The sequence below is a fragment of the Acinetobacter kanungonis genome, assembly GCF_009939195.1.
Classification (GTDB): domain Bacteria; phylum Pseudomonadota; class Gammaproteobacteria; order Pseudomonadales; family Moraxellaceae; genus Acinetobacter; species Acinetobacter kanungonis.
Map to the genome: position 1 here is coordinate 536,191 of NZ_JAACKC010000004.1, position 24,403 is coordinate 560,593.

Annotated in this window: 23 protein-coding genes; 2 read left to right on the forward strand and 21 right to left on the reverse strand. The window is 42.1% G+C overall.

Features of this window, described 5'->3' with window-relative positions; all coding sequences use genetic code 11:
* Nucleotides 1–18: 18 nt before the first annotated feature.
* The 7 genes from fghA to GWK51_RS10770 form a co-directional block, all read right to left on the reverse strand.
* Nucleotides 19–855, reverse strand: coding sequence for an S-formylglutathione hydrolase (fghA, locus tag GWK51_RS10740; protein WP_161933684.1), 837 nt, complete (start codon nt 853–855; stop codon nt 19–21).
* Between the two features lie 14 nt (nt 856–869).
* Nucleotides 870–2,279, reverse strand: a complete 1,410-nt coding sequence (locus tag GWK51_RS10745; protein WP_161933685.1) for a C13 family peptidase — start codon at nt 2,277–2,279, stop codon at nt 870–872.
* Nucleotides 2,280–2,396: 117 nt separating this feature from the next.
* Nucleotides 2,397–3,209 (reverse strand): class I SAM-dependent methyltransferase, encoded by an 813-nt coding sequence (locus GWK51_RS10750; protein WP_171519169.1) that lies wholly within the window; start codon nt 3,207–3,209, stop codon nt 2,397–2,399.
* A 5-nt stretch (nt 3,210–3,214) separates the two neighbouring features.
* Nucleotides 3,215–4,039: an undecaprenyl-diphosphate phosphatase gene (locus GWK51_RS10755; RefSeq protein WP_142767885.1), complete on the reverse strand. Its 825-nt coding sequence runs from the start codon at nt 4,037–4,039 to the stop codon at nt 3,215–3,217.
* Between the two features lie 12 nt (nt 4,040–4,051).
* Nucleotides 4,052–4,717 (reverse strand): tRNA (adenosine(37)-N6)-threonylcarbamoyltransferase complex dimerization subunit type 1 TsaB, encoded by a 666-nt coding sequence (tsaB, locus tag GWK51_RS10760; RefSeq protein ID WP_161933687.1) that lies wholly within the window; start codon nt 4,715–4,717, stop codon nt 4,052–4,054.
* 131 nt (nt 4,718–4,848) lie between these two features.
* The gene (locus GWK51_RS10765; RefSeq protein WP_161933688.1) at nt 4,849–5,379 is read right to left on the reverse strand and encodes a gamma carbonic anhydrase family protein; all 531 of its coding nucleotides are present in this window, start codon (nt 5,377–5,379) and stop codon (nt 4,849–4,851) included.
* 2 nt (nt 5,380–5,381) lie between these two features.
* Nucleotides 5,382–6,011, reverse strand: coding sequence for an NUDIX hydrolase (locus GWK51_RS10770; protein WP_161933689.1), 630 nt, complete (start codon nt 6,009–6,011; stop codon nt 5,382–5,384).
* Between the two features lie 122 nt (nt 6,012–6,133).
* Between GWK51_RS10770 and GWK51_RS10775 the strand changes: the two genes are divergently transcribed.
* Entirely contained in the window at nt 6,134–6,682 is a 549-nt protein-coding gene (locus GWK51_RS10775; protein WP_161933716.1) for an NUDIX hydrolase, read from the forward strand.
* Between the two features lie 73 nt (nt 6,683–6,755).
* On the opposite strand, the gene filF is transcribed toward GWK51_RS10775, so the two are convergent.
* The 6 genes from filF to filA form a co-directional block, all read right to left on the reverse strand.
* Entirely contained in the window at nt 6,756–8,684 is a 1,929-nt protein-coding gene (gene filF, locus GWK51_RS10780) for a putative pilus system protein FilF (protein ID WP_161933690.1), read from the reverse strand.
* Between the two features lie 21 nt (nt 8,685–8,705).
* The gene (gene filE / locus GWK51_RS10785; protein WP_161933691.1) at nt 8,706–10,121 is read right to left on the reverse strand and encodes a putative pilus assembly protein FilE; all 1,416 of its coding nucleotides are present in this window, start codon (nt 10,119–10,121) and stop codon (nt 8,706–8,708) included.
* Entirely contained in the window at nt 10,115–11,779 is a 1,665-nt protein-coding gene (filD, locus tag GWK51_RS10790) for a putative pilus system OmpP1/FadL family transporter FilD (RefSeq protein ID WP_161933692.1), read from the reverse strand. Before filD ends, filE begins: the two co-directional genes overlap by 7 nt.
* A gap of 12 nt (nt 11,780–11,791) precedes the next feature.
* Nucleotides 11,792–12,868 carry a putative pilus system protein FilC gene (gene filC, locus GWK51_RS10795; protein ID WP_161933693.1) on the reverse strand — a complete coding sequence of 359 codons (1,077 nt, stop codon included), beginning with the start codon at nt 12,866–12,868 and terminating at the stop codon, nt 11,792–11,794.
* Between the two features lie 41 nt (nt 12,869–12,909).
* Nucleotides 12,910–13,743 (reverse strand): putative pilus system C39 family peptidase FilB, encoded by an 834-nt coding sequence (gene filB, locus GWK51_RS10800; RefSeq protein ID WP_161933694.1) that lies wholly within the window; start codon nt 13,741–13,743, stop codon nt 12,910–12,912.
* 195 nt (nt 13,744–13,938) lie between these two features.
* Nucleotides 13,939–14,928 carry a putative pilus system protein FilA gene (gene filA, locus GWK51_RS10805; RefSeq protein ID WP_161933695.1) on the reverse strand — a complete coding sequence of 330 codons (990 nt, stop codon included), beginning with the start codon at nt 14,926–14,928 and terminating at the stop codon, nt 13,939–13,941.
* A gap of 258 nt (nt 14,929–15,186) precedes the next feature.
* Between filA and GWK51_RS10810 the strand changes: the two genes are divergently transcribed.
* A complete protein-coding gene (locus GWK51_RS10810; RefSeq protein ID WP_161933717.1) occupies nt 15,187–16,524 on the forward strand; it encodes an anthranilate synthase component I family protein in 1,338 nt (445 codons plus the stop codon).
* Here GWK51_RS10810 and hisC read toward each other — a convergent pair.
* From hisC to GWK51_RS10850, 8 genes are all read right to left on the reverse strand, one after another.
* A complete protein-coding gene (gene hisC / locus GWK51_RS10815) occupies nt 16,521–17,612 on the reverse strand; it encodes a histidinol-phosphate transaminase (RefSeq protein WP_161933696.1) in 1,092 nt (363 codons plus the stop codon). The genes GWK51_RS10810 and hisC overlap by 4 nt on opposite strands.
* Before the next feature lie 165 nt (nt 17,613–17,777).
* On the reverse strand, nt 17,778–19,079 hold the full coding sequence (gene hisD, locus GWK51_RS10820) for a histidinol dehydrogenase (protein ID WP_161933718.1): 1,302 nt from the start codon (nt 19,077–19,079) through the stop codon (nt 17,778–17,780).
* 230 nt (nt 19,080–19,309) lie between these two features.
* Nucleotides 19,310–20,011 (reverse strand): ATP phosphoribosyltransferase, encoded by a 702-nt coding sequence (gene hisG / locus GWK51_RS10825; RefSeq protein WP_100242925.1) that lies wholly within the window; start codon nt 20,009–20,011, stop codon nt 19,310–19,312.
* Complete coding sequence (gene murA, locus GWK51_RS10830) at nt 20,008–21,267, reverse strand: UDP-N-acetylglucosamine 1-carboxyvinyltransferase (RefSeq protein ID WP_142767876.1); 1,260 nt, start codon at nt 21,265–21,267, stop codon at nt 20,008–20,010. The genes hisG and murA overlap by 4 nt, the downstream gene beginning before the upstream one ends.
* Nucleotides 21,268–21,273: 6 nt before the next feature.
* Nucleotides 21,274–21,525 (reverse strand): BolA family iron metabolism protein IbaG, encoded by a 252-nt coding sequence (ibaG, locus tag GWK51_RS10835; RefSeq protein WP_100242923.1) that lies wholly within the window; start codon nt 21,523–21,525, stop codon nt 21,274–21,276.
* Nucleotides 21,526–21,663: 138 nt separating this feature from the next.
* Entirely contained in the window at nt 21,664–21,996 is a 333-nt protein-coding gene (gene hpf, locus GWK51_RS10840) for a ribosome hibernation-promoting factor, HPF/YfiA family (RefSeq protein ID WP_100242922.1), read from the reverse strand.
* A 170-nt stretch (nt 21,997–22,166) separates the two neighbouring features.
* Complete coding sequence (locus GWK51_RS10845) at nt 22,167–23,618, reverse strand: RNA polymerase factor sigma-54 (RefSeq protein ID WP_161933697.1); 1,452 nt, start codon at nt 23,616–23,618, stop codon at nt 22,167–22,169.
* A 362-nt stretch (nt 23,619–23,980) separates the two neighbouring features.
* Complete coding sequence (locus tag GWK51_RS10850) at nt 23,981–24,304, reverse strand: cupin domain-containing protein (RefSeq protein WP_161933698.1); 324 nt, start codon at nt 24,302–24,304, stop codon at nt 23,981–23,983.
* Nucleotides 24,305–24,403 lie beyond the last annotated feature (99 nt).

Below are 24,403 nucleotides of genomic sequence, written 5' to 3' on the forward strand. Positions count from 1 at the left end.
TCCGCTTTTCAGGCGAACTTATGATTCAAGTTGTACCGCATGGAATTGCAGATGATCATCCATAAAACTTTGAATAAAGTAATAACCGTGATCATAGCCTGCATGCTCACGCAAAGTCAGGGCTTGACCCACTTGCGTACAAGCTTGCTGATATGCAGCAGGATGTAACTGTGCGTAGAACTGATCTTGTAAGCCCTGATCAATCAGAATTTCATTAAACAAGGCGCCTTTCTCACCCACCAAAGCCGTCGCATCATGCTGCTTCCAAACCGCTTGATCATTGCCTAAATAGTTCGAAAAGGCCTTTTCTCCCCACGGACATTGGCTTGGTGCGCAAATCGGCGCAAAGGCAGAAACGGATTTGAACTTCTCAGGATATTTAAATGCCAGTGTTAATGCACCATGTCCACCCATAGAGTGTCCGAAAATACCCACGCGATGCTGTTGAATCGGGAACTGTTGCAACACTAAAGTGTAAAGTTCATCCGCAATAAAGCTTTCCATTTGATAATGCTCAGCCCACGGCGCTTGCGTGGCATTAATATAAAAGCCAGCACCCTGACCAATATCCCAATGATCGCCTTGCGCGACTTGATCCCCACGTGGTGAGGTATCAGGCATAATCAAAATTAAGCCCAATTGTGCAGCCAGACGTTGCGCATGCGCTTTAATCGCAAAAGTTTCTTCGGTACAGGTTAAACCCGCAAGATAGAACAAGGCAGGACATGCCTCACCTTCAAGTGCATGAGGCGGCAAGTACACACCCAAACGGCTATCGCCTTTCAGTGTGTTGGAATTAAAACGGTAAATACGTTGCTCACCATCAAAACAGCGATTTTGTTGTAATAATTCCATCTTGGTTTCCTTTTTTAGGGTGTATGCGCAACCGCTTGCGCTTGAACGGGTGGAGTCATTGTTGTAGGCGGAAATAGACGCTGCTCGAGTTGTGGCAGCATCAAATCCATATTTTTACCAATCGACCATTGTGGCTCTGAAGGCTCAAAACCTTGAGCACTTTCCCATTGCGCCACAGTGTCTTTGGCTTGTGCAAAGGCATCTTTCATGGAGTGCTGTTCACGCATCGCCTGATCAAAGAAGGCACGTCCAAAATAGGTATAGTCTGCTTCATTGGAACAACCAAAGGATGCGCGATCTGCTGCGGAAGCTGTAATAATCAAAGTATTATCATTCTGTAAGGCAGACACAAAACTACCTGAATAGCAGGCAGAAATCACAATTACTCGCCAACGAATGCCTGAACGGTCTAAAGCCTCTCTTAACCACTTCGGATCGACTTGTGCCAAATCCAGTGGCGCATTCTCCATCTCAAATTCGTTCTGTAAACCATGTGAAGTCATATAAAGAAACAGTACATCACTCTCACGATTCATTTGTTGCCCAATACGTTTGAGCGCCAGCTCCATACTGGTACGTGAAGCGATTGGAATTTCAGTACGTGTTGCAGGATTATTGACCAAGATCAACGAGCGCCCAAAGGTGCCAAAACGCGTATCAAACTGTTCACGAATGCGTTTTACTTCAGACATAAATACATCTTGGTAACTGGCACCTGCCACGCCCAAGAAATACCAATGAGACTGCGCAAATTCACCATATTCAATGGCTTGTAAATTCTTATTCAATAATCGGCTTTGTGCATAAAAGGCATCTTCGGCAAAAGTTGGGGCAACCTCTTCAACTTTCCAGATTGGTTGGCTTTTGACTGACATTTGCCACACCACCAGCGTAAACAGGGTTGCCAGCATAATCAGCGCACGTTCCCACCACGGCCATTTCAATTCACGTGCAAAGACCCAGACCACCGCCAAACTTTGCCATACAAACAGCACCATAAAAATGGTCGGCAAATAGTCATAAAAGGCATATGGCAAGACATCCATCATGCCCAAATACTGGATCAAACTTTGTAGCAGGGCGATATGGGTGTCCAACACCAGCCACAACAAAGCGGGAACCAGCATCAAACGCGGGTTATTCACCCGTTGCGACAGGAAAATCCCGACAATTAAGGCAATAAATGGCCATAGCGCATAACTGACTAAACCTTGCGAGTTAAAGTCTCCGACCTCACCTGCACCGAGCCAGCTAAATAAGGTATTAGCACAACCACCCAAGATGCCCCAAAAAATCAGCTGTAGAATCGAGGGATGGACAATCTGTAATGCACGTCGCGAACCCAAGAATAGCCACAGTCCCGCCGTTTGGTTGCTTTTAAAATCGTGCCAAAAATTAATGGAGGGTTTGAAATCAATCTTCATAAGGTTTTCAGGTGGCTAGTGCTACTCGCTTCATCGCATAGTTAGTTTATGCTTGATCGGGTTTTTATCAATATTATTTTTCACTATATAACAAATCTTTGCCCAATAATGAAGCAATTATCCTAAGGTCTGATGATCGAGCTGAAAATAGGCATCAAAACGACAGGCATCGCCCTGCCATTGGGTATCGGGTTGCTGTTCATTCAGAAAGACCGCCAAACGAGGACGCTTGACCACCACCCGTTTTGCAATCTGTTGAGCCAATGGTAACAACTGATCGCCCAAATCCATTTCCCCATCTTCAGGTAAAAGCATATGCAGCAATTGCATCTGTTTTTTGACTTGCGCTTGCTTTTTGATAGCCTGCTGATTTTGATCACGTTGTGGGAACATTGGATCTAAATACACCACATCACGATAGTGGGATTGCACAGCGCATTGCTTTAAATAATCCGCAGAGTCTGCAAAGACCAAATGAATCCGCGACACAATCGGCGCAAGATAAGCATCTTTCAGTGCTTGCTGCTGGCTATCTTCGAGCAAAGTAAATAAAATCGGATGCCGTTCAACCAAAGTTACGGTGGCACCGAGCGTTGCCAACAACAAAGTGTCGTGCCCCAAACCTGCGGTAGCATCAATCAAATTGGGCTTTTCAGCCAAATTGCAAGCACGTGCAATCATCTCAGATTTGAGCGATGCACGTTTCAAACGTGGAATTTCGGCTTGCCAGTCAGGCTGCATTTTCATGCCATTGGCACATAACCACAGCCCAGACTCATCCACACAAAGTGCCAATTCAGGATTTAAACGTAGAAAACGTGCATTAAGTTTTTCTACTATTTCAATTTTAACGGCAACACCACGCGAAGCGAGCACAGCAGCATAGTGCTGTGCCTGTTCCTGAAACTGAGTTTCCACATATAAGCGCATTACGCTTACCATAACTTCCAACCTGTAAAGGCAAACAATAAAATCACCAAGCCTGAAAGGATGCGATACCAAGCGAAGACCATGAAATCACGTTTCGCAACATAAGCCACCAAAGCACGGATTAAAATTAATGCCGAGATGAATGAAACAATCAGACCTACAGCAAGTACGGTCCAATCTTCAGTGGTTTGAAACACATCATAGCTTTGATATAGATCGAGCAAGCCTGCGCCAACAATCACGGGAATACCGAGAAAGAACGAAAACTCGGTCGCTGCTTTACGGGACACGCCAAGGAACATTGCCCCAATAATGGTGGCTCCTGAACGCGAAGTACCTGGGATCAAAGACAGTACCTGAATCAGACCGATCCAGATCGCCTCTTTATAGCTGATGTTATCCACTTCTTGTGCATTGACTTTCGGTGGATTTCTTTCAATCCACATGATAATCAAACCACCAATAATCAGTCCCATCCCCACGGTAATGTCATTGAATAATAATTCTTTAACCATTTGTCCAAAGGTTAGACCGATGATAATGATGGGAATAGACGCTATAATCAGGTTGAATCCCAAATGACGACCTTTTGGTTCACCCGTGAACATCCCCGTTGCCGCGCCCCATAGGCGAGCCCAGTATTCATAAATCACTGCTGCAATCGCCCCCATCTGGATGGCAACTACAAATACATCACTTTTTTCTTTGGTCCAGAAGTTCATTAATTCTGATGCCAGAATTAAATGTCCTGTACTTGAAATAGGTAAAAACTCGGTAATACCTTCAACGATACCCATAATCGCTGCTTTCAGCAGCAGTAAAAGATCCATACAAAATCCTAATTATGATTTGCCTTGTTCTGGAATTTTTTTCCACGCATTATCACGCAAATACACAGGAAGTGCTTGTTCGGCTGCCACCCACTGCTGTTGTTGTGCAGCAACACGAGCAATCTGTGCAATATCTTGTGCGGTTGCCATAATGTCTTTGAATTCTAAGGCTTCTGGCTTAATTAAAGCTGAACCTGAACCAACTAAAGTAAATTGAGCAACTTGAGACGCTTGTTGATAATCTAAAAGCTGTTCTGCATCAACTGCCTGCATAATGCTTTGTTCATTTAACTGAAAACTGGCGATATAGACTTCACTCATGCGGGCATCCAGCACGGCAGTTACGGCAGTTAAACCATGCAGTCGATAAGCGGCTTGCGCCAATGCTTGTAAGGTTGAAACAGGAATCACGGGCAAATCATGTGACCAAGCCAGTGCTTGCGTCACCGCAGCATTAATACGAACACCACTAAATGAACCCGGTCCGCGACTAAATGCAATCGCGGTTAAATCTGCGGTATTCAAACCGAGTTGAGCATAGCCCTGCTCGACCATCGGCAAAATGGTTTGCGTTTGAGCTTTTGCACGCGTATCCAATTGGAAAAACAGTTCTTGATTTTCATCTACGATAGAAACAGAACACTGTTCATTGGCTGTTTCTAATGCCAGCAATTTCATGCTCAACCTTGCTTCAATTTAATCTTAAAAAACGAGGGCTATGATACTCCACTCATATCTTGGACGCGAGAATTTCCAAGCATAGATACAAAAAAACCAAGCAACTGCTTGGTTTTAAACACGCTATTGAATTAAAACTCAAAAACTTCCAATTGCGTAAATTTTTTATAATGCTCGGCATAATGCAAAGCACTGAGTTTCAACTTGGCTTCAACATCTGCATCCAGCGTTTTCACCACTTTCCCCGGGGAACCCATCACCAAGGAATTATCAGGAATCACCTTACCTTCTGGAATTAAAGCATTCGCACCAATAATACAATTTTTACCAATCACCGCATTATTCAAAATCACGGCATTAATGCCAATCAAGGAGTTATCACCAACGGTACAACCATGCAGCATGGCTTGATGCCCAATGGTCACATAATTGCCAATTTGCATGGGAATGCCTGCATCGGTATGTAAAACCGCATTTTCCTGTACATTGGTGAAATCCCCCAATTGAATACTGCTGTTATCTGCACGAATTACTGCACCAAACCAGACACTCACCTGTTGTCCCAATTCCACCTGACCAATCACGGTGGCATTGTCAGCCACCCAGCCATCAAAGGGAGCATGCGTCACTTTCGGTGAATGTCCTGCAAATTTGTACATCATGTTTAATTACGTCCTTTGGTTTTTAATAATGCCTGCTGGGCATAAAATAATGGCGAATTTAATAAAAACGGCCATTCCTTTTGATAATTTAATCCATACTGAAACAGTGAAATCAGCATTCTGGCTGTTAGTCCCCAGACAATTTCATCTTCAACCCGCATACTGGGAAAATACAATGACTGCTGTGCATAACGCACTTCATGCGGCGTAGGTGGTGCATCCATTAAATGTCGTAATGAGGCAAAGAAAATACGATCAATTTCGGAAGGTTGAGCAATCAGTTCAACCTGCGGTGGAATCAGTCCAACAATCGGTTTGACCAGCATGCCATTACGCGCTTTTTGCATGGGTAAATCACCCAGTAGCTGCACATCAAACGGATTTAAAGCGGTTTCTTCTTGGGCTTCTCGGAGGGCCACCACAATATTACTGGTATCCTGCGGATCGCGTTTTCCCCCAGGAAAAGAGACTTCACCAGCATGATTGGATAAATACACAGAACGGCGGGTTAATAATACTTTAGGGTCTGTTTCATCGGTAATCGCAATTAACACAGCAGCTTCAGCTTCCCGCTTACGGGTTGAAAATCTTAAATGCTGCTGTAATACATGTGTTAATGAACGATCATCCATATCACTCACCTCTATTCTTCTTCATTTCATCATAGCTGAATTTTGATCGGATTGGAGAGAATAGATGTCAAACTTGTTTTTTTCAGTTATGCTGAGTGGCACCTTTATCATTGATGATGAATATGAACTTCTGTGGAAATTGTGGACACAAAACGACTGAAAAAATCCCGCTTGGCGATCATCAATTACGTCGCGTTTGCACAGAATGTGGTCAGATTCATTATGTAAATCCCAAAATTATTTGTGGTGCTTTAGCCCTTTGGGAAGATAAAGTCCTGCTTTGCCGCCGCGCGATTGAACCACGCTATGGTTTATGGACTTTGCCGGCAGGCTACATGGAGTTGTTTGAAACTATGGAACAAGGTGCTGCACGTGAAACTCGTGAAGAAGCACAAGCAGAAGTAGACATCGAACAACTCTATTGTATGTACAATATTCCCCGTATTGGGCAAATTTATGTGCTGTTTAAAGGTCAATTGATTGATGGCGTTTTTGGTGCTGGTGAAGAAAGTATTGAATGCCGTCTATTTGAAGAACATGAAATTCCATGGGCGGAACTGGCTTTCCCAAGCGTAGAACAAACCCTAAAACATTATTTTGCCGATCGTCAAAGCAATCAATTTGTCACCCATTTAGAAACCTTGGGTACACGTCTGGATCATACGGGTTAAACAGTTGCAACCACGGTATTAAAGATCAAAGCCGATTCAGTTGAATCGGCTTTTTAGTCTGTAAGAAAAGGATTTAGATTTTCGTCTTTACCGCGTAGCAAGAGGCTAGACTCATTTCCAAAGTTCCCCCGCTTAATTTTGCCAAGGCGGTGTCATCTGCGGTTTCATCGCTATTGTTGGCATTATAAACCTTCTGGAAACTGGCATAACTATTTGCCCATTTCACACTTTCACCCGCCGAATCGGTAAAGCTAATCCGTCCCGTAGTGCCTGCCGAAGCATTTAATAAATTCTGTAAATGGATCAGTGCACCACCGACCACAATACTTTCACCTGCAGCCGAGGTTTGAATGGTGGAGTTGACCCCAACCAATGCACCATTCACCGATTTTAATGCTTCATCTCCCAAAATCATGCGGATTGAAATTGCACGATCATCAATAAAAGCCCGTGAAGTCGTACCGATGCGGTATTGCTGTACGCCATTACTGTCTTTTAAATTACTTGCAACGCTCAGGCTACAACTGCCTGTACTCATATCTGTATCGGTAGCAACAGCTTTCATGTTGGTGCGGATATCACCATTTTCATCAATCACGATCCCCAATTTTAGACTCGGCACACTGCTCTCGCTAAATTTGAAAGTCAGATCGGCGTAGAGTGGAAAAATATAACTCTCCCCTGTCGCAACATTGATGTTAGATTTAAACACTTGCTTATCTAGATAAGTGATTGGATAAACCTTAAAAATATCTAGAGAGCCTTTATAGGTATCGCTCACTCCATAACGTTGTTGCCATTGCCCCAAGTCTTTGAGGTCATCAGAGGTCACTGCGGTTTTTTGTGTGAGTAACTTGTAGAACTTTTCCTTGCCAGCAATCATATAGTCGTTATACAACTTCCCTTGATTGATAATCAGATCTTCTGAATTTGAGTCGTTCACACCAATATAATAATTTTGATCAATGCGTTTGTTCAGTGGATTAATCCAGTGATTTTGCGGTAAGGCCGTCATCTGGGTGGGTTTATAGCTGCGAATTAATTCCGCATTTACCCCTGCAATAGACGTGAGTCCCGATTTTGCCAAACCCCGCCATTGCAAACCACTACCGAAGGTATAACCCTGACGATCGGTCAGTAACATAAAGTGCCCAAACAAATGTTTGGTGGTGGTGTCATTGGCTTCACACACATCTTTATTACAGCCTGTTAAACCATCAGAACCGGTTAAGCTGCTAATGACACTGCCTGAAGTTGAAAATAAAGAAAATTCAGGTTGATACACGGCGGCATTACTAATATTTAATAACTTGCTGACCACCTCAAATGCCTCAGCATCAGAAATGACCGACACATCTAACCATGGCTTAAGGATTGCCGCATAATCGCCATTCACTATCTGCTGTGCCGTGACAGAATTGGTAATTTTATCCAGACCTTCACGAATCGAATCATTCATATACAGCGCTTGAATATCCGTTTTCGTGTTAATGGTTTTCTGCTGTAGAGCCAGAGCCTGAATAATTTTGACCAAATTCATGGCAGTCTTGACCGTAACATCACTTGGATCTAACACAGTCGCATTACGATTGGTCATTCCCACTGCAATGTCCAGTACAGTTAAGCGTGGAATCTGATTGGTGCTGACCAAGGCAATATTACTAATTGGGAACGAGCCCAAAGCAATACGCTTATCCGCTTTACCCAACAAAAATACATTTACCGTATCACTATAATTACAGGTGCCTGTTGCCACTCCATTGTCGAGATCCATCAAAGTAACAAAGGTGTTTTGCGTATCACTGCTACAAGAAAAGTTCAGTCCATCCAAAGGATAATCAAGTGCGAATTCAATACAATTATTGGCACCAGCGCTACAACTACCATTGACCGTGCTGTTATTATTTTTCTCTGGAATTACGTTTGCGCTTTCACCACCACAGCCTGTGAGCCCTGATACCATCGTCGAAAGTGCCAAAGTTAATAAATATTTATTTTTCATTCCTATCACTCTAATTCTCAACTAACGAATGGCTGTTAGTTTGATTTGTCCTTGATTACTTAATATTTGGTCTTCAACATCTACTGCCGAAAGTAATGGCGTCATCAAAATATAACGGGTCTGTGTCGGCAGCTGTAACATGCCGTCCATCACTGCATAGCGATACTTGTTTTCTTCCCGATTCTGATTTTTAAAGCCCGTTACCCCTTCAATCACGCATCCTGATTCGTCTAAAAATGCCACGAAAGGCCAGTAAAAACTCGGCTGATCCTGACTAGAAGCATAAGAGCTGAGCTGTACATTTTTGATGCCGGCCTGAACAGCAACTACCTCATAATCAAACTGATCCTTCAACGGTTGCCGAGGCCACACATTGACATCCTGCTGTGCTTTCAGAACTTTGGCTTTTTTGATTTTTTTATCGCTATAACACGCTTGTCCCAGACTCTGCACCACTTGATCTTTGGCGATTGGATAATACTGGGTTGATAACGTAATGACTGTACTTTCAGTAGATTGTGTGGATTTAAAAAGTCGATCCAGTACACCTTGGTTCACCCCTTTTTCACGTTCCACCACTTGTAAGCGCGGTGCACCTAATTCTTTGTCCACCACCCCTTCTGGCATCACGTAAAAGCGTTTTTTATTTTCTAAATTAAACTCTTGCCCTTCTAGATATTCATTTTTGACATAACGGTCGCCATTGATTTCAAGAAATCCATCTGAAGTCGACTTCGATAAGACAGGAACAGCCATTGGAGGACTTGCTAGGCGTGTGGCTTTTTCGATTGCTGTATTGGCCTCAATCTTATGGAGTGCACGATCTACCTGTTTCGCGGTTGTGGTCGTTTGGGTATTTTTATTGCTCAGCGCAGGGTTTTTAACTGGCGCTGATGAGGTAACTTCTTGAGGACTCATGTTTGTCACAAGCACAGGAGATGCTTGTTTCGGAGTCTCTACAGGTTGCACACTTACAGCAACTGATGACTCAACTTGAGTTTTAAGTTTGGCTGGATGTGCAACAGTCTTAGCTGGAACATTTTCTACAACTTCCGACTGCTGAGCGAAAATTGAGGGTTTTCCCTTGACCGATTGCGGCTGGGGTTTAGTTACTGTTTCTTCTTTAACTGTTACTGCGGTTTGTGCTTGGGAGATCTGACCTTTTGCTACTGGTAAAGCAGTCTGAACAGACGGTGTCTGCTGGGTTTGACTTAACCTCGATTCAATTTTCTCTACTTGTTGAGGTTCCAACTGAGTTCTGGTTTCAACTTGCTTGGTTTCCGAGGGCACACGCGGAATCACCATTGGGCGACCATCTGGACCAATAATGGTATAAAACTCACCCGCATGCGCAGGCAATGCCAGCATTCCACATAATACCCACGTAGAAGATGACACCCATGCGAAAAGCTGATTCTTGTTATTGTGTTTTACCATTTCGTACGATAACTCAAGCCTAAGATTGTGATACTGGTTTCAGTTTTTACGTTTAATCCAGCATAAGGGTTTAGCAAAATATTGTTCACCCCAGTTTGGTTGGATAAGCTACTGGTATTTGCAGGAATACTATCTTTACTGCGTAAATAACCAATGGATAAATCCAGATCAGTATCGGCATCAAAACGATAACCGACGCCTAAACCGAATAATTGGGCATTGTTAATTGGGACCATGGTATTGCGCTTATCATCTGGAATCGCGCTGGTCCGTGGCTCATATCCTGCACGTAATTTCAGACGATCCGTTGCCGAATATTCAATCCCAATGCCATAGTTCCAAGGTGAGTCAAACTTCAACGGCAAGGCTAAACTGTTGTCAGTAATATCAGGCGACAACAATTTCGCAATTTTTAAAGCAGAAATGGAGCGGTCAAATTCAAACTTGAATTTGTCCCAAGCGCGATAATCTGTCCAGCCCACATCAAAATTGACTTGTAAATCTGGCAGAAGCATATATTTGATCCCTGCCTGAATATGCTGTGGATATTCAAAATCCATCGACACTAGACCTGATTCAGTCGCAGGAATACTCTGTGGAAAACCAAGAATGGCCGCAAGAATCTGTCCTGTCGGTGAAGACATCAAACCATTGATGAGTTCACGGGGTGCCTTCGAGTTATCAATGGTGTATTTCCCTTTTAAGCGCATTTTGGCTGCACTTTGATACACCATACCAAAACTAAACTCATCGGTTGGTTCCCACATGACCCCAAGGTTAAAACTCGGACTCAGCGACTGCTCCATAGCGACTTCCATCCGTCCAAAGCGGCCAAATGGATTCATGCCTTCTTCAGCATTACAAATTCCGAGCAATAAAATGTCGGTGATGACATCAGAATTGTCTTTAAACGGGGTACACACCACCTCATCAATCATACGCAGCATCCCAATCATTTCATTGGGAAAACGTAGATCGGTTTTTAAAGCAAAAGCTTGATAAGACATTCCCACCGAAGCACCAATCGAAAGTTCATCATTGACTTCATAAGCGATAGATGGTGATAAATAGGTAAAACGTTCTAAGGCAACTTGTTGCCCCATAAAATTACTGGGATTACCATTTTCAGCACCAAAGCCCGCAACCAACGGGGCATAGAAGGCTGTTGCAAACGTGGTTTTTGACCCTGGCGGCTTATAGGCAGCACCTGCTGTTGGCGCCAGCATCGGCATACCTTCACCTAAATCCACCACTTTCTTTAAAAAAGGCACATACAGGCTGATGTATTCCACATCGCCATTTACCGCACCTTTGTAGTCGGTACATAAATCTGAAGCGACTTCTGGACCATCATTACAAACCAAAGGATCATCTGAATAGCCAAAAACGTTATAGCCTTCAGGTGCAGAATACTGACGCTTAATGTTGAAGTCAGCCAAAATGCCCTGCACATCGGTTTGCAGCCCTTCAATTTTGGTGAGTGCTGCTGGGTTATAATGGACTGCACTGACCCCTGGAGGATCGGCTGTAACCGCATTCCCCATGGCCAATGATCGAATATCTACTGATAAATTTTGCCCAAGTTGAGCAAAAGCCATACTTGAACAGCCCGATAAAATTATCGCTGAAACTAACGGGCTAAGTCGTACCTTGTACATGCGACTGCCCTCTTAGCTAATTTTTTTACCGAAACCTGCAATATCTAACGGGAAAGACAAGCCTAAAGATACGTCTGGTGCATCTTCCGTTAAGCCAATGCCTAGCGTGCCATTTACAATAGTTTCAGGTGACACGCGTACACCCAATGAAATGGCAAAGGTAGAACTGGTTTGGTCGGCAGGAGAATAGCTTTCACCCGAGGTATATAAGAATTCTGCCCCAGTATTGAAACTTTGTTGATATGACATGGTCATAGAAACATCATAGTTAAAGGAGTAGGCGAAACCAAATGAAAAGCCACCACTCATACCAGGATCAAACTCTTCAATTACCCGTGGACCGCGGCGCTGATCTAAACCCGTTTCTTTAAATCCATAGTTGGCAGAAACAGATGCAAACAAGACCACAGGATCAATATACTTACGTGTACTCGCGCCTACACCAACAGAGTAATAGCCTTTGCCCGTTGCCAAGTCTGTCGTGGGATTAATTTCATAAGGACTATCCCCAGTTTTGGTCGATACATTGCCAAATAAAATTAAAGGTAAACGACCTGTTTTTAACGGAAAGGGTTCCCAACGTGTGCCTAAAGAAATATCACCTAAACCAGCGGTAGAGGTATCTTTTAAATTGTCAGTTTTCGCGACTAAAGGTAAGGATGCAGTAAAGGTTAAGTTATCCAATATCCCGTACTGCACGGTAAAGGTATTGGTTAAAGTATGGCTGGCATTTTCCTGTACCCGTAACTGATAAAGACTGCCCTGAGCCATCTCTAAATCTAACTGGGTATCGCGGTAATAGGTATAATCCACATCATAAAATGCAGAAATATCCCCTCTTTTAATCAAGGAATATTGACGCTCATTTGAGGTGAAAACTTCTTCCAAATTCGTCTGTTTAGTGGCGTCCCCCTCTTGTTGCTGCAAGGCCGTTGATGCCTCTTGAGGATTGGCAACACTCTCATTTTCCACATTTGCTGAAGCTGTCGTTCCTTGCGCTTCTGTTACGGTATCCGCTGCATAAGCAGTCCCCATCAAGACTTGGATACTCAGGAGCAATAATGTTTTATTCATCCATTGATTTTTCATTTCCGTCCACTCTATTCTTTTTTTATTTGCTTTAAACCGTGCTATTTGCTCTTGTAATATAGGCGTAAATGTCGATCAACATATTGGCCGTTCATCTCGGATTCAGGGTTATTATTGACAATTCTTGAGGTGGTTGCCCCCCGATCCGCCAGTTTTTCCATATAAAACTGAGGATACTGAATATCAACCAGTGCATAACGGTTCACTGTTGCATCCTCAACATGACGCATATCACTTTCCTGTAATGCCAATAAATTTTTACGTTGTTCTGGCGGCACACTAATTAAAAACAAGGTGTTATTTTCCCAAACCTGTTTAAAGCGTTCTTCATCAAAACTAATATTACCGAGGGCTGGATCTGCCACATAAACACGGCCATCCTTGTACGCCTTGTACACCACAAAATGCTTAAAACCTGCATAAGAAATAGGAACAATCGCAGGTTGCCCCTGTGCAACCAGATCTTCAAATGCCCCCTTATAGCCACCACTTTCGAGTCCTAATGCAGCCACAAAGCGTTTCATATCCAACAAAGAAAAACTGCGACGCTCAATAATTCGCTCGGACTCACCAAATTTAAGCAGACCCGTCATGGTCTGTTGCTCTGTTAGTTGAGTCCCGACATAACCATTGAGCAAGGTTGTTAATGCAGCGGAGCCACAACTGTAATCGTAGGCTTGACGGACAATGCCACGGAATTGATCAATAAGTGCAGGTTGAATTTGTACGGTTTCACGATGCATGCGGGTAAAGGAGTCCTGCCGTGAATCTAAGGTTTCTGTGTAATAGACTGTTTCAGGTGATTTTTCTTTTATTTCAAAGGCTTGAGTGGCAAAATAAAACATCAATGCCGAGCCTAATGCGATCTCTAACATATTCCCTAACTTTTAAGTTTTCGGCATGATGTGCCTGAATTTTATTATTTTTCTAGAGTAAAAACTCTATACTTCCTTGTCTTTTGAAAGATACCTATTTTTTTCAAAAAGAAACAGCTTTTTCTTACATTTCTCGATGACTGAATATTTTTTGTAAAAAAGCGCGTGAATTCACGCGCTTTTAAAATCATAAACTTAGTGACCAGAAATGGTAATCACCGCACCTGGGGTATATGTCATAGGTGCTGTACTGTAATAGGTTTGTAAACCCTGTACTTCAACATCACCAATTGATGACGCACCTTGGCTACCTAAATGCACACCTTTCACATAGTTATCTACAGCACCGCTAGAACTGATAATGCGTAAATAACCTTTAGATGTGCCTTCGGCACCAATCACGCTGATCGCTTGGTTCAAAGTCAAGTTTTTGGCATTTGCATCTGCCACTTTAATGCTATCCACAAAGATTTGACCTGCTGCACGGTTACCCGCAGTACCATCACCATTACCTTGTTTAGTTGAGTTATCTAAGATACCAAGATTAGTAATTTCAAGACCACCAATCATTTGTGCATTTAATTTCACCATCGCACCTTGAGGAGCTGCACCCAATTGAATATTGGCAGACATTGGACCTGTTTTTAAAGATAGGCCAGACAAGATCGCATTGTAGTTTGCATCATCTCCACCACGGCGAATACTGGTAGAGGCTGCCGTTGGAAGTGCACCTGAACCTGTTACCCCAATTTCACCAATTTTGATATCTAAACCAGAAACTTGTGCACCAATGTTAAGGAATGCCCCCCCAGTTCCCGTCGTACCTGCATCAGTATCAATCGTTAAATCTGCCAAGTTACGTGAAGCAAGTAAGTAGGCGCCAGCATTGTCATAGTTCGCACCAATCACAATACCTTTGGTTTCATTGGCATCACCCGTTTTAGCATTGCCCTTAATCACAATTGCACCCGCAGTAGAAGTACCACCCAAAGCTGCCGTTGCCAAACCATCATTGTCATGAATGAAGAGTTTTTCAATTTCAACTTTAGAAATGCCAATACCGATATTTAAACCATCTTGACCAGTTGCCGCGCTTAATGCAGCATCATCCATTGCTTGCATAGCCATCGCATTCGCGCTAATAGCCATCGAAGAAACTAAAACAAGTTTAGTCAAATTTTTCATGTTCCACTCTCCCAAGAGTATTATTTTTCTTTAATGTCAACCACTCGATGTACCCGCTGTTTTATTTGTTTTTCGACAGCGCTACATTTTTCCTTGAGCGATCCGTTGGCATTGACAACGTTATATGTCTGTTATTTTTTGTTCAACTGCTGTTGGTCGCAATATGAATCTTACCGACAAACGGTATTTACCGTGTTGTTTCATTCACATTCGAGTAAAATGTAAAATATAGTTTTAATGCCAGCTTTTCCTAAGCGTATGACCACCCCCTCTTTTTTCAAAGAAGTTATTTCTGATCAAAATCTTAATGCTCAAGAAATTCTTGCTCGCCTTGATGATTTGCCTCATTTAATTTATTTAAAAAATAATTCAGCACCCGTGATTGCATTTCTCCCCCTGCAATTTGAATATATCCAACAAGGTATTCGTCACACGTATCAAAGGAATGATTTATGCGAATATCTCCCAATTCAATCGCATCTGAGTTTCGAGCAAACTGAGCATTCCCCAGAAAATACTGCTGGTTTTTGTGGTGGTGTCATGGGCTTTGTCAGTTATGACTATGCCAGCGCACAGCAAGTGAAAGTTCACTCAAAAAATCAACCATCTTATTGGCTGGGTTTATTCAAAAATTATTTAAAACTGAACGATGATGGTTGGTGTTTTTATAGCGATGAACCTGGAGCAGACCAAATCTATGCCTTGATTCAAAGCAAGCTAGAGACTTGTCCTAAAACAGCTCCATTACAGCTCGCTCAACCCTGCCAAGCACGTTGGAATAAACAACAATATCAAGCAGCTTTTGCACAAGTTCAGGAATATATTAAAGCAGGTGATTGTTATCAAATAAACCTGACTCAGGAGTTTGTCGGACAGGCTGATGGTCGCTTACTTTCAGTCGCACAAGAGTTCTGGCAACTGACTGATGCGCCTTATTCAGGCTATTTAAAAACAGAAGCATTCGAGCTGCTCAGTTGTTCACCTGAGCTATTTATTGAGTTTCTTGCCAAGCGGAAACTGGTCACCAAACCGATTAAAGGCACCATGCCACGCTACGCGGATCAAGAGCAAGATCTGCAATCCAAATTACAATTACAGCATTCCGCAAAAGATCAGGCTGAAAATGTGATGATTGTAGATTTACTGCGTAATGATTTAAGTATGTATGCCGAAACGGGAAGTGTTAAAACCCCGAAATTATTTGCCATTGAATCCTTTAATCAAGTGCATCATATGGTCAGTGAAGTCACTGCGACACTTCAACCTGAGGTAAAAGCCTTGGATGTGTTACTCGCGGCTCTGCCGGGGGGTTCCATTACAGGCGCACCCAAAATTCGGGCCATGCAAATTATTGAAGAACTAGAAGGTGCACCACGCGGTGCATATTGTGGCTCGATGGGATATTTTAATTTTGATGGAACGGGTTCATGGAATATTCTGATTCGTTCTATTCAGAAATATCAACAAGAGATTTCTTTGTGGGCAGGTGGTGGAATCACCATTGCCTCGGACTGTGATGCAGAATATCAGGAATGTTTTGATAAGGTTTCTGCCATGTTGAATTTACTCAATACATGGCAGAAAACGAAGTCTTAAGGCAAAATATCTTGCTTCAAGGTCTCAACCAAACGTTGATTTTGCTCATCTGTACCAATGGTAATACGCAAGAATTGATTGATTCGTGGCTTATTGAAATAACGCACAATAATGCCACACGCACGTAATTCAGCCGCCAATTCACCTGCATCTTTACCTGGTAAAGATGCAAAAATAAAATTGGCTTTAGATGGCAACACCACGAAACCTATCGCCTGCAATTCACTGACCAATTTTTCACGGCTCTGGATAACTTTCTCACATTGCTGCTCAAAATAAGCCTGATCTTCAAATGAAGCGACTGCGGCTGCTATCGCAAAGCGATCTATTGGATATGAGTTAAAGCTATTTTTCACGGCTTCCAGAGCAGCAATCAAATGTGGCTGGGCAATCGCAAAACCAACACGTAATCCCGCCAAAGAGCGTGACTTAGATGTGGTTTGGCAGACCACCAAATTTTCATACTTTTCCACCAATTTCACAGCAGATTCAGCACCAAAATCGACATAAGCTTCATCAATCACCACCACCGAATCCGGATTGGCTTGCAACACTTCTTCAATTGCATCCAAACCTAAAGCAATACTGGTCGGTGCATTTGGATTAGTAATAATGATACCGCCATTGGCTTGCTTATAATCTGTGACAACAATTTCAAAGTCATCATTTAAGGGGAGAACGTGCGTTTTCACCCCAAAGAACTGGCTATATACAGGATAAAAACTATAAGTAATATCAGGATAAAGAATCGGCTGTTCTTGAATAAAGAAGGCTTTAAAAATATGTGCCAGAACTTCATCTGAACCATTGCCAACAAAAACCTGAGCAACATCCACCTGCTGTTGTTTTGCAATAGCCTGTTTAAGCGCAGATGCATCTGGATCGGGATATAACCGCAATGCATCCGCAGAATTGGCTAAAACCGCTTGTACGGCCTCCACCACTTTAGGAGATGGTGGATAAGGATTCTCATTGGTGTTTAATTTTAATAAGTTTTGAATTTTCGGTTGTTCGCCTGGCACATAAGGTTCTAACTCACGGACCACAGGACTCCAAAAACGCATTTGTGCTGTAGTAATTGTAGACATTATTAATCTCTTTTTTTCAACTTACTGGCGTAAGTCTTCCTCTCTTTGAAGAAAATTTGGGAAAGGTGAAAACCTATCCCAAACTGCGATATTCGGGGTGTGATATGCTTAGCTCAGATGTATTCAATACAACTCACCAGCTAAGCATATACACATGTAATTGGATTATTGATAGCGATAACGTGCCGAGCGAGCATGGGCATCCAGATTCTCTTGTTGTGCCAAGATATCCGCGGTTTTCGCCAAAGGTTTGACCCCAGCTTGAGAGCACATAATCAGACTTGAGCGCTTTTGGAAATCATAGACACCAAGTGGCGACGAAAAGCGTGCCGTACCCGAAGTGGGTAAGACATGGTTCGGACCTGCACAATAGTCACCAATCGCTTCTGGGGTATATCTGCCCATAAAAATTGCGCCAGCATGACGAATGTTTTCAGACATCTCTTGTGCTTCATCTAAGCACAACTCTAAATGCTCTGGTGCTACTTGATTAATCAAATCAATTGCTTCTTGACGATCTTTAACCAGTATTAATGCTCCACGGTTTGCAATTGATGTACGAGCAATTTCGGCTTTTGGCAAGACGGCCAAATGCTCTTCGACGGCTTGCGCGACATCATTCAGCAATTGTTCGTCTGGGGTAATAAAGATGGCTTGCGCAACCGTGTCATGCTCAGCTTGAGACAAGACATCCATCGCTAACCACTTCGCATCATTTTCGCCTTCAGCATAAACTAAAATTTCTGAAGGACCCGCAATCATGTCGATACCCACTTGCCCAAACACTGCACGCTTCGCAGCCGCAACAAAACGGTTACCAGGACCAGTAATTTTGTCTACGCAAGGAACGGTTTCAGTGCCATAGGCCAAAGCAGCAACCGCTTGAGCACCACCAATGGTAAATACACGTGTCACTCCCGCTAAATAAGCAGCCGCGAGCACCAATGGATTTAATTCACCATTCGGCGCGGGAACCACCATAATGATTTCAAGCACACCCGCCACATGCGCAGGGACCGCATTCATCAACACTGAAGATGGATAAGAGGCTAAACCACCTGGAACATAAATCCCCACGCGATCTAAAGGCGTAACTTTTTGCCCAAGTGTATTACCTAAAGCATCCACATAAGTCCAGCCTTCTTGTTTTTGCGCTTGGTGAAATTCACGAATTCGTTCTGCCGCAAACTCAAGTGCTTCTCGCACTTCCAAATCTAAGCCTTCAAATGCTGTTTTTAGTTCTGCTTGGGTCAGTTCTAGATCTGAAAATTGATGCGCTGGATGTCGATCGAACTGCTGGGTAAGTTTAAGAACATGAGCATCACCATGCTGACGAACATCAGCGATGATTTGGTCTACGGTTTTTAAAAGTTCAGGATCACTTACAGTTTCAAAAGCTAACAAGTCAGCAAAAGCTTGCTTGAAGTTTTGATCTTGAGTCGATAAACGTCGCATCAATTTACCCACAAGGTTTGAGTTAGAAAGCGTTAGTTTACCTTGTTTCCATGAGGTTGTGGGCAAGATAACATCAGCAATTCAACTTAGTCCCATCGGAAATGACTTTGATCAATAAAAAATTCTGTGGCTTTCAACCATTCATAGCTAATTTAGCCAGCCATTTTGACATCAGGATTTTATTCTACTTCTTAGAACATAAAAAAACCGTCCCAAAGGACGGTTTTAGAATATCGTTTTGATTAGGCTTGTTTGGCTTTTTGACGATCTTCAACGGCTGTTTCTAACTGTGCAAGAATTGGATTTAACAAGGCTTGTTTACGTTTAAAACTGGCTTTGTTCACGATCAAACGCGAAGACACTTTGCAAATTTCTTCCAATGGCTCTAAGCCGTTGGCACGCAAGGTATTTCCTGTATCCACGACATCGACAATGTAATCACCTAAACCCACCAAAGGTGCAAGCTCCATAGAGCCATACAGCTTAATCACGTCGACTTGCTCACCTAGGCTGGCATAGTATTGACGGGTTAAGTTGACATATTTGGTGGCAATCTTCAGACGGCCTTTCGGACGTTCCATACCAACCTTACCTGCGGTCATCAACTTGCAGTTGGCAATTTTAAGATCTAATGGTTCGTAGACATTTTGTGCCCCATGCTCCATCAGAACATCTTTACCTGCAACGCCTAAATCCGCCGCCCCATTTTCCACATACGTCGGCACATCCGAAGCACGTAAAATTAAGATACGGACTTGTTTATGCGTAGTAGGAAAAATCAATTTACGTGATTTATCAGGATCTTCGAGTAAATTAATACCCGCTGTTTCAAGTAAAGGTAAAGTTTCCTTGAGAATACGCCCCTTACTTAATGCCAATGTTAAACCATGATCAAAATTACCCATTACGTTGAAATTCGGATCATCGTTTCTCATGTCACTCATGCACTTACTCGCTTAATTTGAGCACCTAAACCTTGTAATTTTGCTTCAACCTCTTCATAACCGCGATCAATATGATAAATTCGGTCAATCAAGGTTTCTCCTTCAGCAGCCAATGCCGCCAATACCAAAGAAAAAGATGCACGTAAATCTGTTGCCATTACTGGTGCAGCAGAAAGTTTTTCAACACCTGTCACAATTGCATCATTGCCTTCAACTTCAATATTTGCCCCCATACGAGACAATTCAGGCACATGCATAAAACGGTTTTCAAAAATCGTTTCAGAAATTGTAGCAAATCCACGACCAATCACATTTACAGCCATCAACTGTGCTTGCATGTCGGTTGGAAATTCAGGATGTGGAAGAGTACGGAAGCTGACGGCTTTCGGACGTTTGCCCATCATATCCAGTTCAATCCAGTCATCGCCACGGGTCACTTCTGCGCCCATTTCCTCGAACTTGTCTAGGACAGATTCAAGCAAAGATGGATCGGTATGAGTGGTTTTTACACGTCCGCCCGTAATCGCAGCGGCAGCTAAATATGAACCCGTCTCGATACGATCCGCAACGACTGCATATTCACAGCCATGTAGGCTTTCTACGCCCGTCACGATCAAGGTATCTGTATCCAAACCTTCAATTTTTGCACCCATCTTAATCAGCATTTTCGCAAGATCGGTAATTTCAGGTTCACGTGCAGCATTACGAATGGTAGTAACACCATCAGCTAAAACTGCCGCCATTAAGATATTTTCAGTACCACCCACGGTCACCATGTCAAAGACAACTTCGCCACCTTTTAAGCGACCGTCGACTTTGGCATGTACATAACCATTTTCAACTTCAATTTCAGCACCCAAAGCTTCTAAGGCTTTTAAATGCTGATCTACTGGACGTGAACCAATTGCACAACCGCCCGGTAAAGAAACTTTCGCACTACCATAACGAGCAACCAAAGGACCAAGCACTAAGATGGATGCACGCATGGTTTTAACCAATTCATAAGGTGCAAACTGGTTGTCTAAAGTCGAGGTGTCCGCAGTAACCGTATCACCTTCATAAGTCATGGTGATGCCTAAGCCTGCAATCAACTTCACCAACGTATTTACATCTTTTAAATGCGGGACATTGGTTAATGTAATTGGAGAGTCAGCCAAAATCATGGCGGCAAGCAAAGGCAGTGCAGCATTTTTTGCACCTGAAATTCGAACTTCGCCTTCGAGCTTGGTACCACCCTGAATTAAAAATTTATCCATTAAATCTTAAGCTCCAAAAAGGCTTGCTTTGCGCCATTCTTCTTTTGTCATTGCGCGGATGGTCACAGCATGCACTTCACCACTGGCTATATAAGAGTTCAAGGGAGCATAAACAGTCTGTTGACGCGCAACAGGACGCTTACCTTCAAACTGATCATCAACAATTCGAAGATCAAACTTGCCAGCTTGCCCACTAACTGCAACTTCAGCTTCAGGAAAAGCAGCTTTTAAAATTTCAGTGAGCTGTTCACTATTCATGACAAAGACCTCAATACAGGACCAATGGTGTAAAACCCGCCATTTTACTATAAATCAAGTAAAATACAGCAGTCATCGCACAATTTTTATCGATAAAAAAAGGAGGTTTATCAAAACCTCCTCAGATCGGAATCCAGATTAAGCTAAAACTGGTGCATGATCCATTTGTAATTCACGATGTTTGTGTAATTGTCGTTTTAATTTTTCCGTCAATTTTTTAATTGAAGTGTACATATCATCTGCCGTGGCCTGTGCGAACAACTCTATACCAGGTAAACGAATAATAGCTTCCGCAATATGATTCGCACTTCCTTTTTTAGAATGTTTATCAATTTGATGATCTTTAGACAGCTTCACCTGCATACTGTTGACTTGATCTAAATGCTTCGTCATTTGGGCAAATTTTTCACGAATATTTTCTTCGATTGCAGGGGTGATAGTTAAATGATGACCACGAATTGTTATTTGCATAATTCTATCCCTCACCTTCTTTAGGATTAGCAAAGGTACAGCCGAAATGCTTCACAGCCAGAAAAAGAATCTGCACAATCTGATCAAATCATTTCAACCATCCTTTAAAATAAAAAAAGAGATTCATTATTTCGTCATAATGAATCTCTAGAATAGTCATACTTTAAATTTTAGATCAAGACTTTTCGCTCAGAAGATGACGGAATATGTAACGATTCACGATACTTTGCCACCGTACGTCGTGCCACATCAATCCCCTCTTCCTTCAACATATTCGCAATCGCATTATCTGACAAAGGCTTACGTACATTTTCTTCAGCAATCATTTTTTTAATTTTTGCACGAATCGCGGTTGAAGATGCTTCACCACCAGAAGTCGTTCCCACATGGCTTGAGAAAAAGTATTTCAACTCAAATAAACCGCGCGGGGTTAACATATATTTATTGGTCGTTACACGCGAAACGGTCGACTCATGCAATTCCACTTCTTCAGCAATATCACGCAGTACCAAAGGCTTCATGCCTTCAGCCCCGATCTCTAAAAATGCTTTTTGATGCTCGACAATACAAGAAGCTACTTTCAGCAAAGTCTTGTGTCGTTCATCAACACTTTTAATAAAATTCTTCGCTTCCAGCATTTGATTACGCAAATATTGATTTTCATCGCTTTGATCTGCCCGACGAATCATATTGGCATAGAACGAGTTGATTCTTAGTTTTGGCATCACATCAGGATTCAATTGGACTTGCCAATGATCATTACGTTTCATAACCACCACATCAGGAATTTGATAATCAGAGTCTTTATCTTCAAATTCTAGTCCCGGATATGCTTTTAAGGTTTTTAATAAATTCACAGCGGACTTTAACTGGTCGGTATTTAGGCCTGTTTGCTTAAGCAACTTAGCGAGTTCATTCGAAATCAACAACTCATAGTGCTTCAGTAGAATAATTGCCTCATTTCGATAAGCCGTTTGTACTGGTAAGCTTTCCAGTTGCACCATTAAACATTCAGCCAGATTTCGTGAACCAATCCCGATCGGGTCAAGACGCTGAATATGCTTTAAGACCACAAGGACTTCATCATCTTCGATTTCTTCGTCATAATCCATACTTTCTAAAAGATGTTGAACAGACGAAGTAATTTCCGAAATTTCTACATCTAAAAATCCTTTATCATCTAAAGAATCAATGATGCAGTAAGCAATTAAACGATCGATTTGAGAGAAATGCAGCAGATTAATCTGTTCCAGCATATGCTCTTTTAAACCGAGATGTCCTTGGCGATTATCCTCTCGCTCTTCAAATTCAGCACTGCCTAAACTGGTTGATTGATGAGTATAGACATCATCCCAATCGGTATCCACAGGTAAGTCGTCAGGTAAATGATCTGCATTTAATTCATTGGTTAAATCACTATTATCTTGTTCTTTTTCTAAGTTCGATAAACTTTCGACACTATTTTGCTCTTCTACTTTTTCTAATAATGGGTTACTGTCGAGTTGAATTTGAATTTCTTGTTCTAACTCTAAACTTGATAATTGAAGCAAACGAATGGCTTGTTGCAATTGAGGTGTCAATGACAATGAGTTCGCAACTTTCAGTCCAACCGATAACTTCATACAACCCTACTCATTATTAATCATAAAATATAAGCAATTTTTATGCCGCTTTATAATTTTATAGCATAATTTTATTAAAAATCATACAAAGTTTTATCTATAATTTTATCTATAATTTATGTAATCAACAGTTCTCCATATCATCACTATGTTCCCCCCTCAAATTAACAATATGTATAAGGCTAAGCAGATTATTACCTGAGTAATTTGAAGCAGATAAATGAGGTGATATTGGCAGGGCCGCTAAAGCTTAAACCATCTCTTTAGATATTTATGCCAAACAAGTCTGCGATGAGTTGTTTCTACAAACTCAGGGTACATCATATGCCTAATTCGAATTCCACAATGTCCATTCAGAACTATTAGGAAGAATAAAAGACAGCAAGCCAAATTGTAATCCGCAGAGAATCTGTCCAAAGTACTTTATGCTTAACATGTGCTGGAATATTAATGAAATCGCCAGCGGATAAATCACTTTTAGAACCATCCTCAAATTCCAAGCAGGCATTTCCCTCAACAACCATAACCCACTCATTTTCTTCCTGATCATACCAACCCTTGTCAGGTGAGCTTTGCCCTTTTGATACAATACGTTCTATTCTGACTACAGAGGAACTGACTAGATTCTCAAAAACCTCCTTATTTAAATTATGCGGAAGTGAATCAAATATATTTGTTACTTTCATAAAATTTCAACTTATAATTTTTGTACTTATCAGATTTAGCATAAAACGAGTGAGAAGCGCAGGGATTTTTTGATATGCAATAAAAAACACCCCCTAACT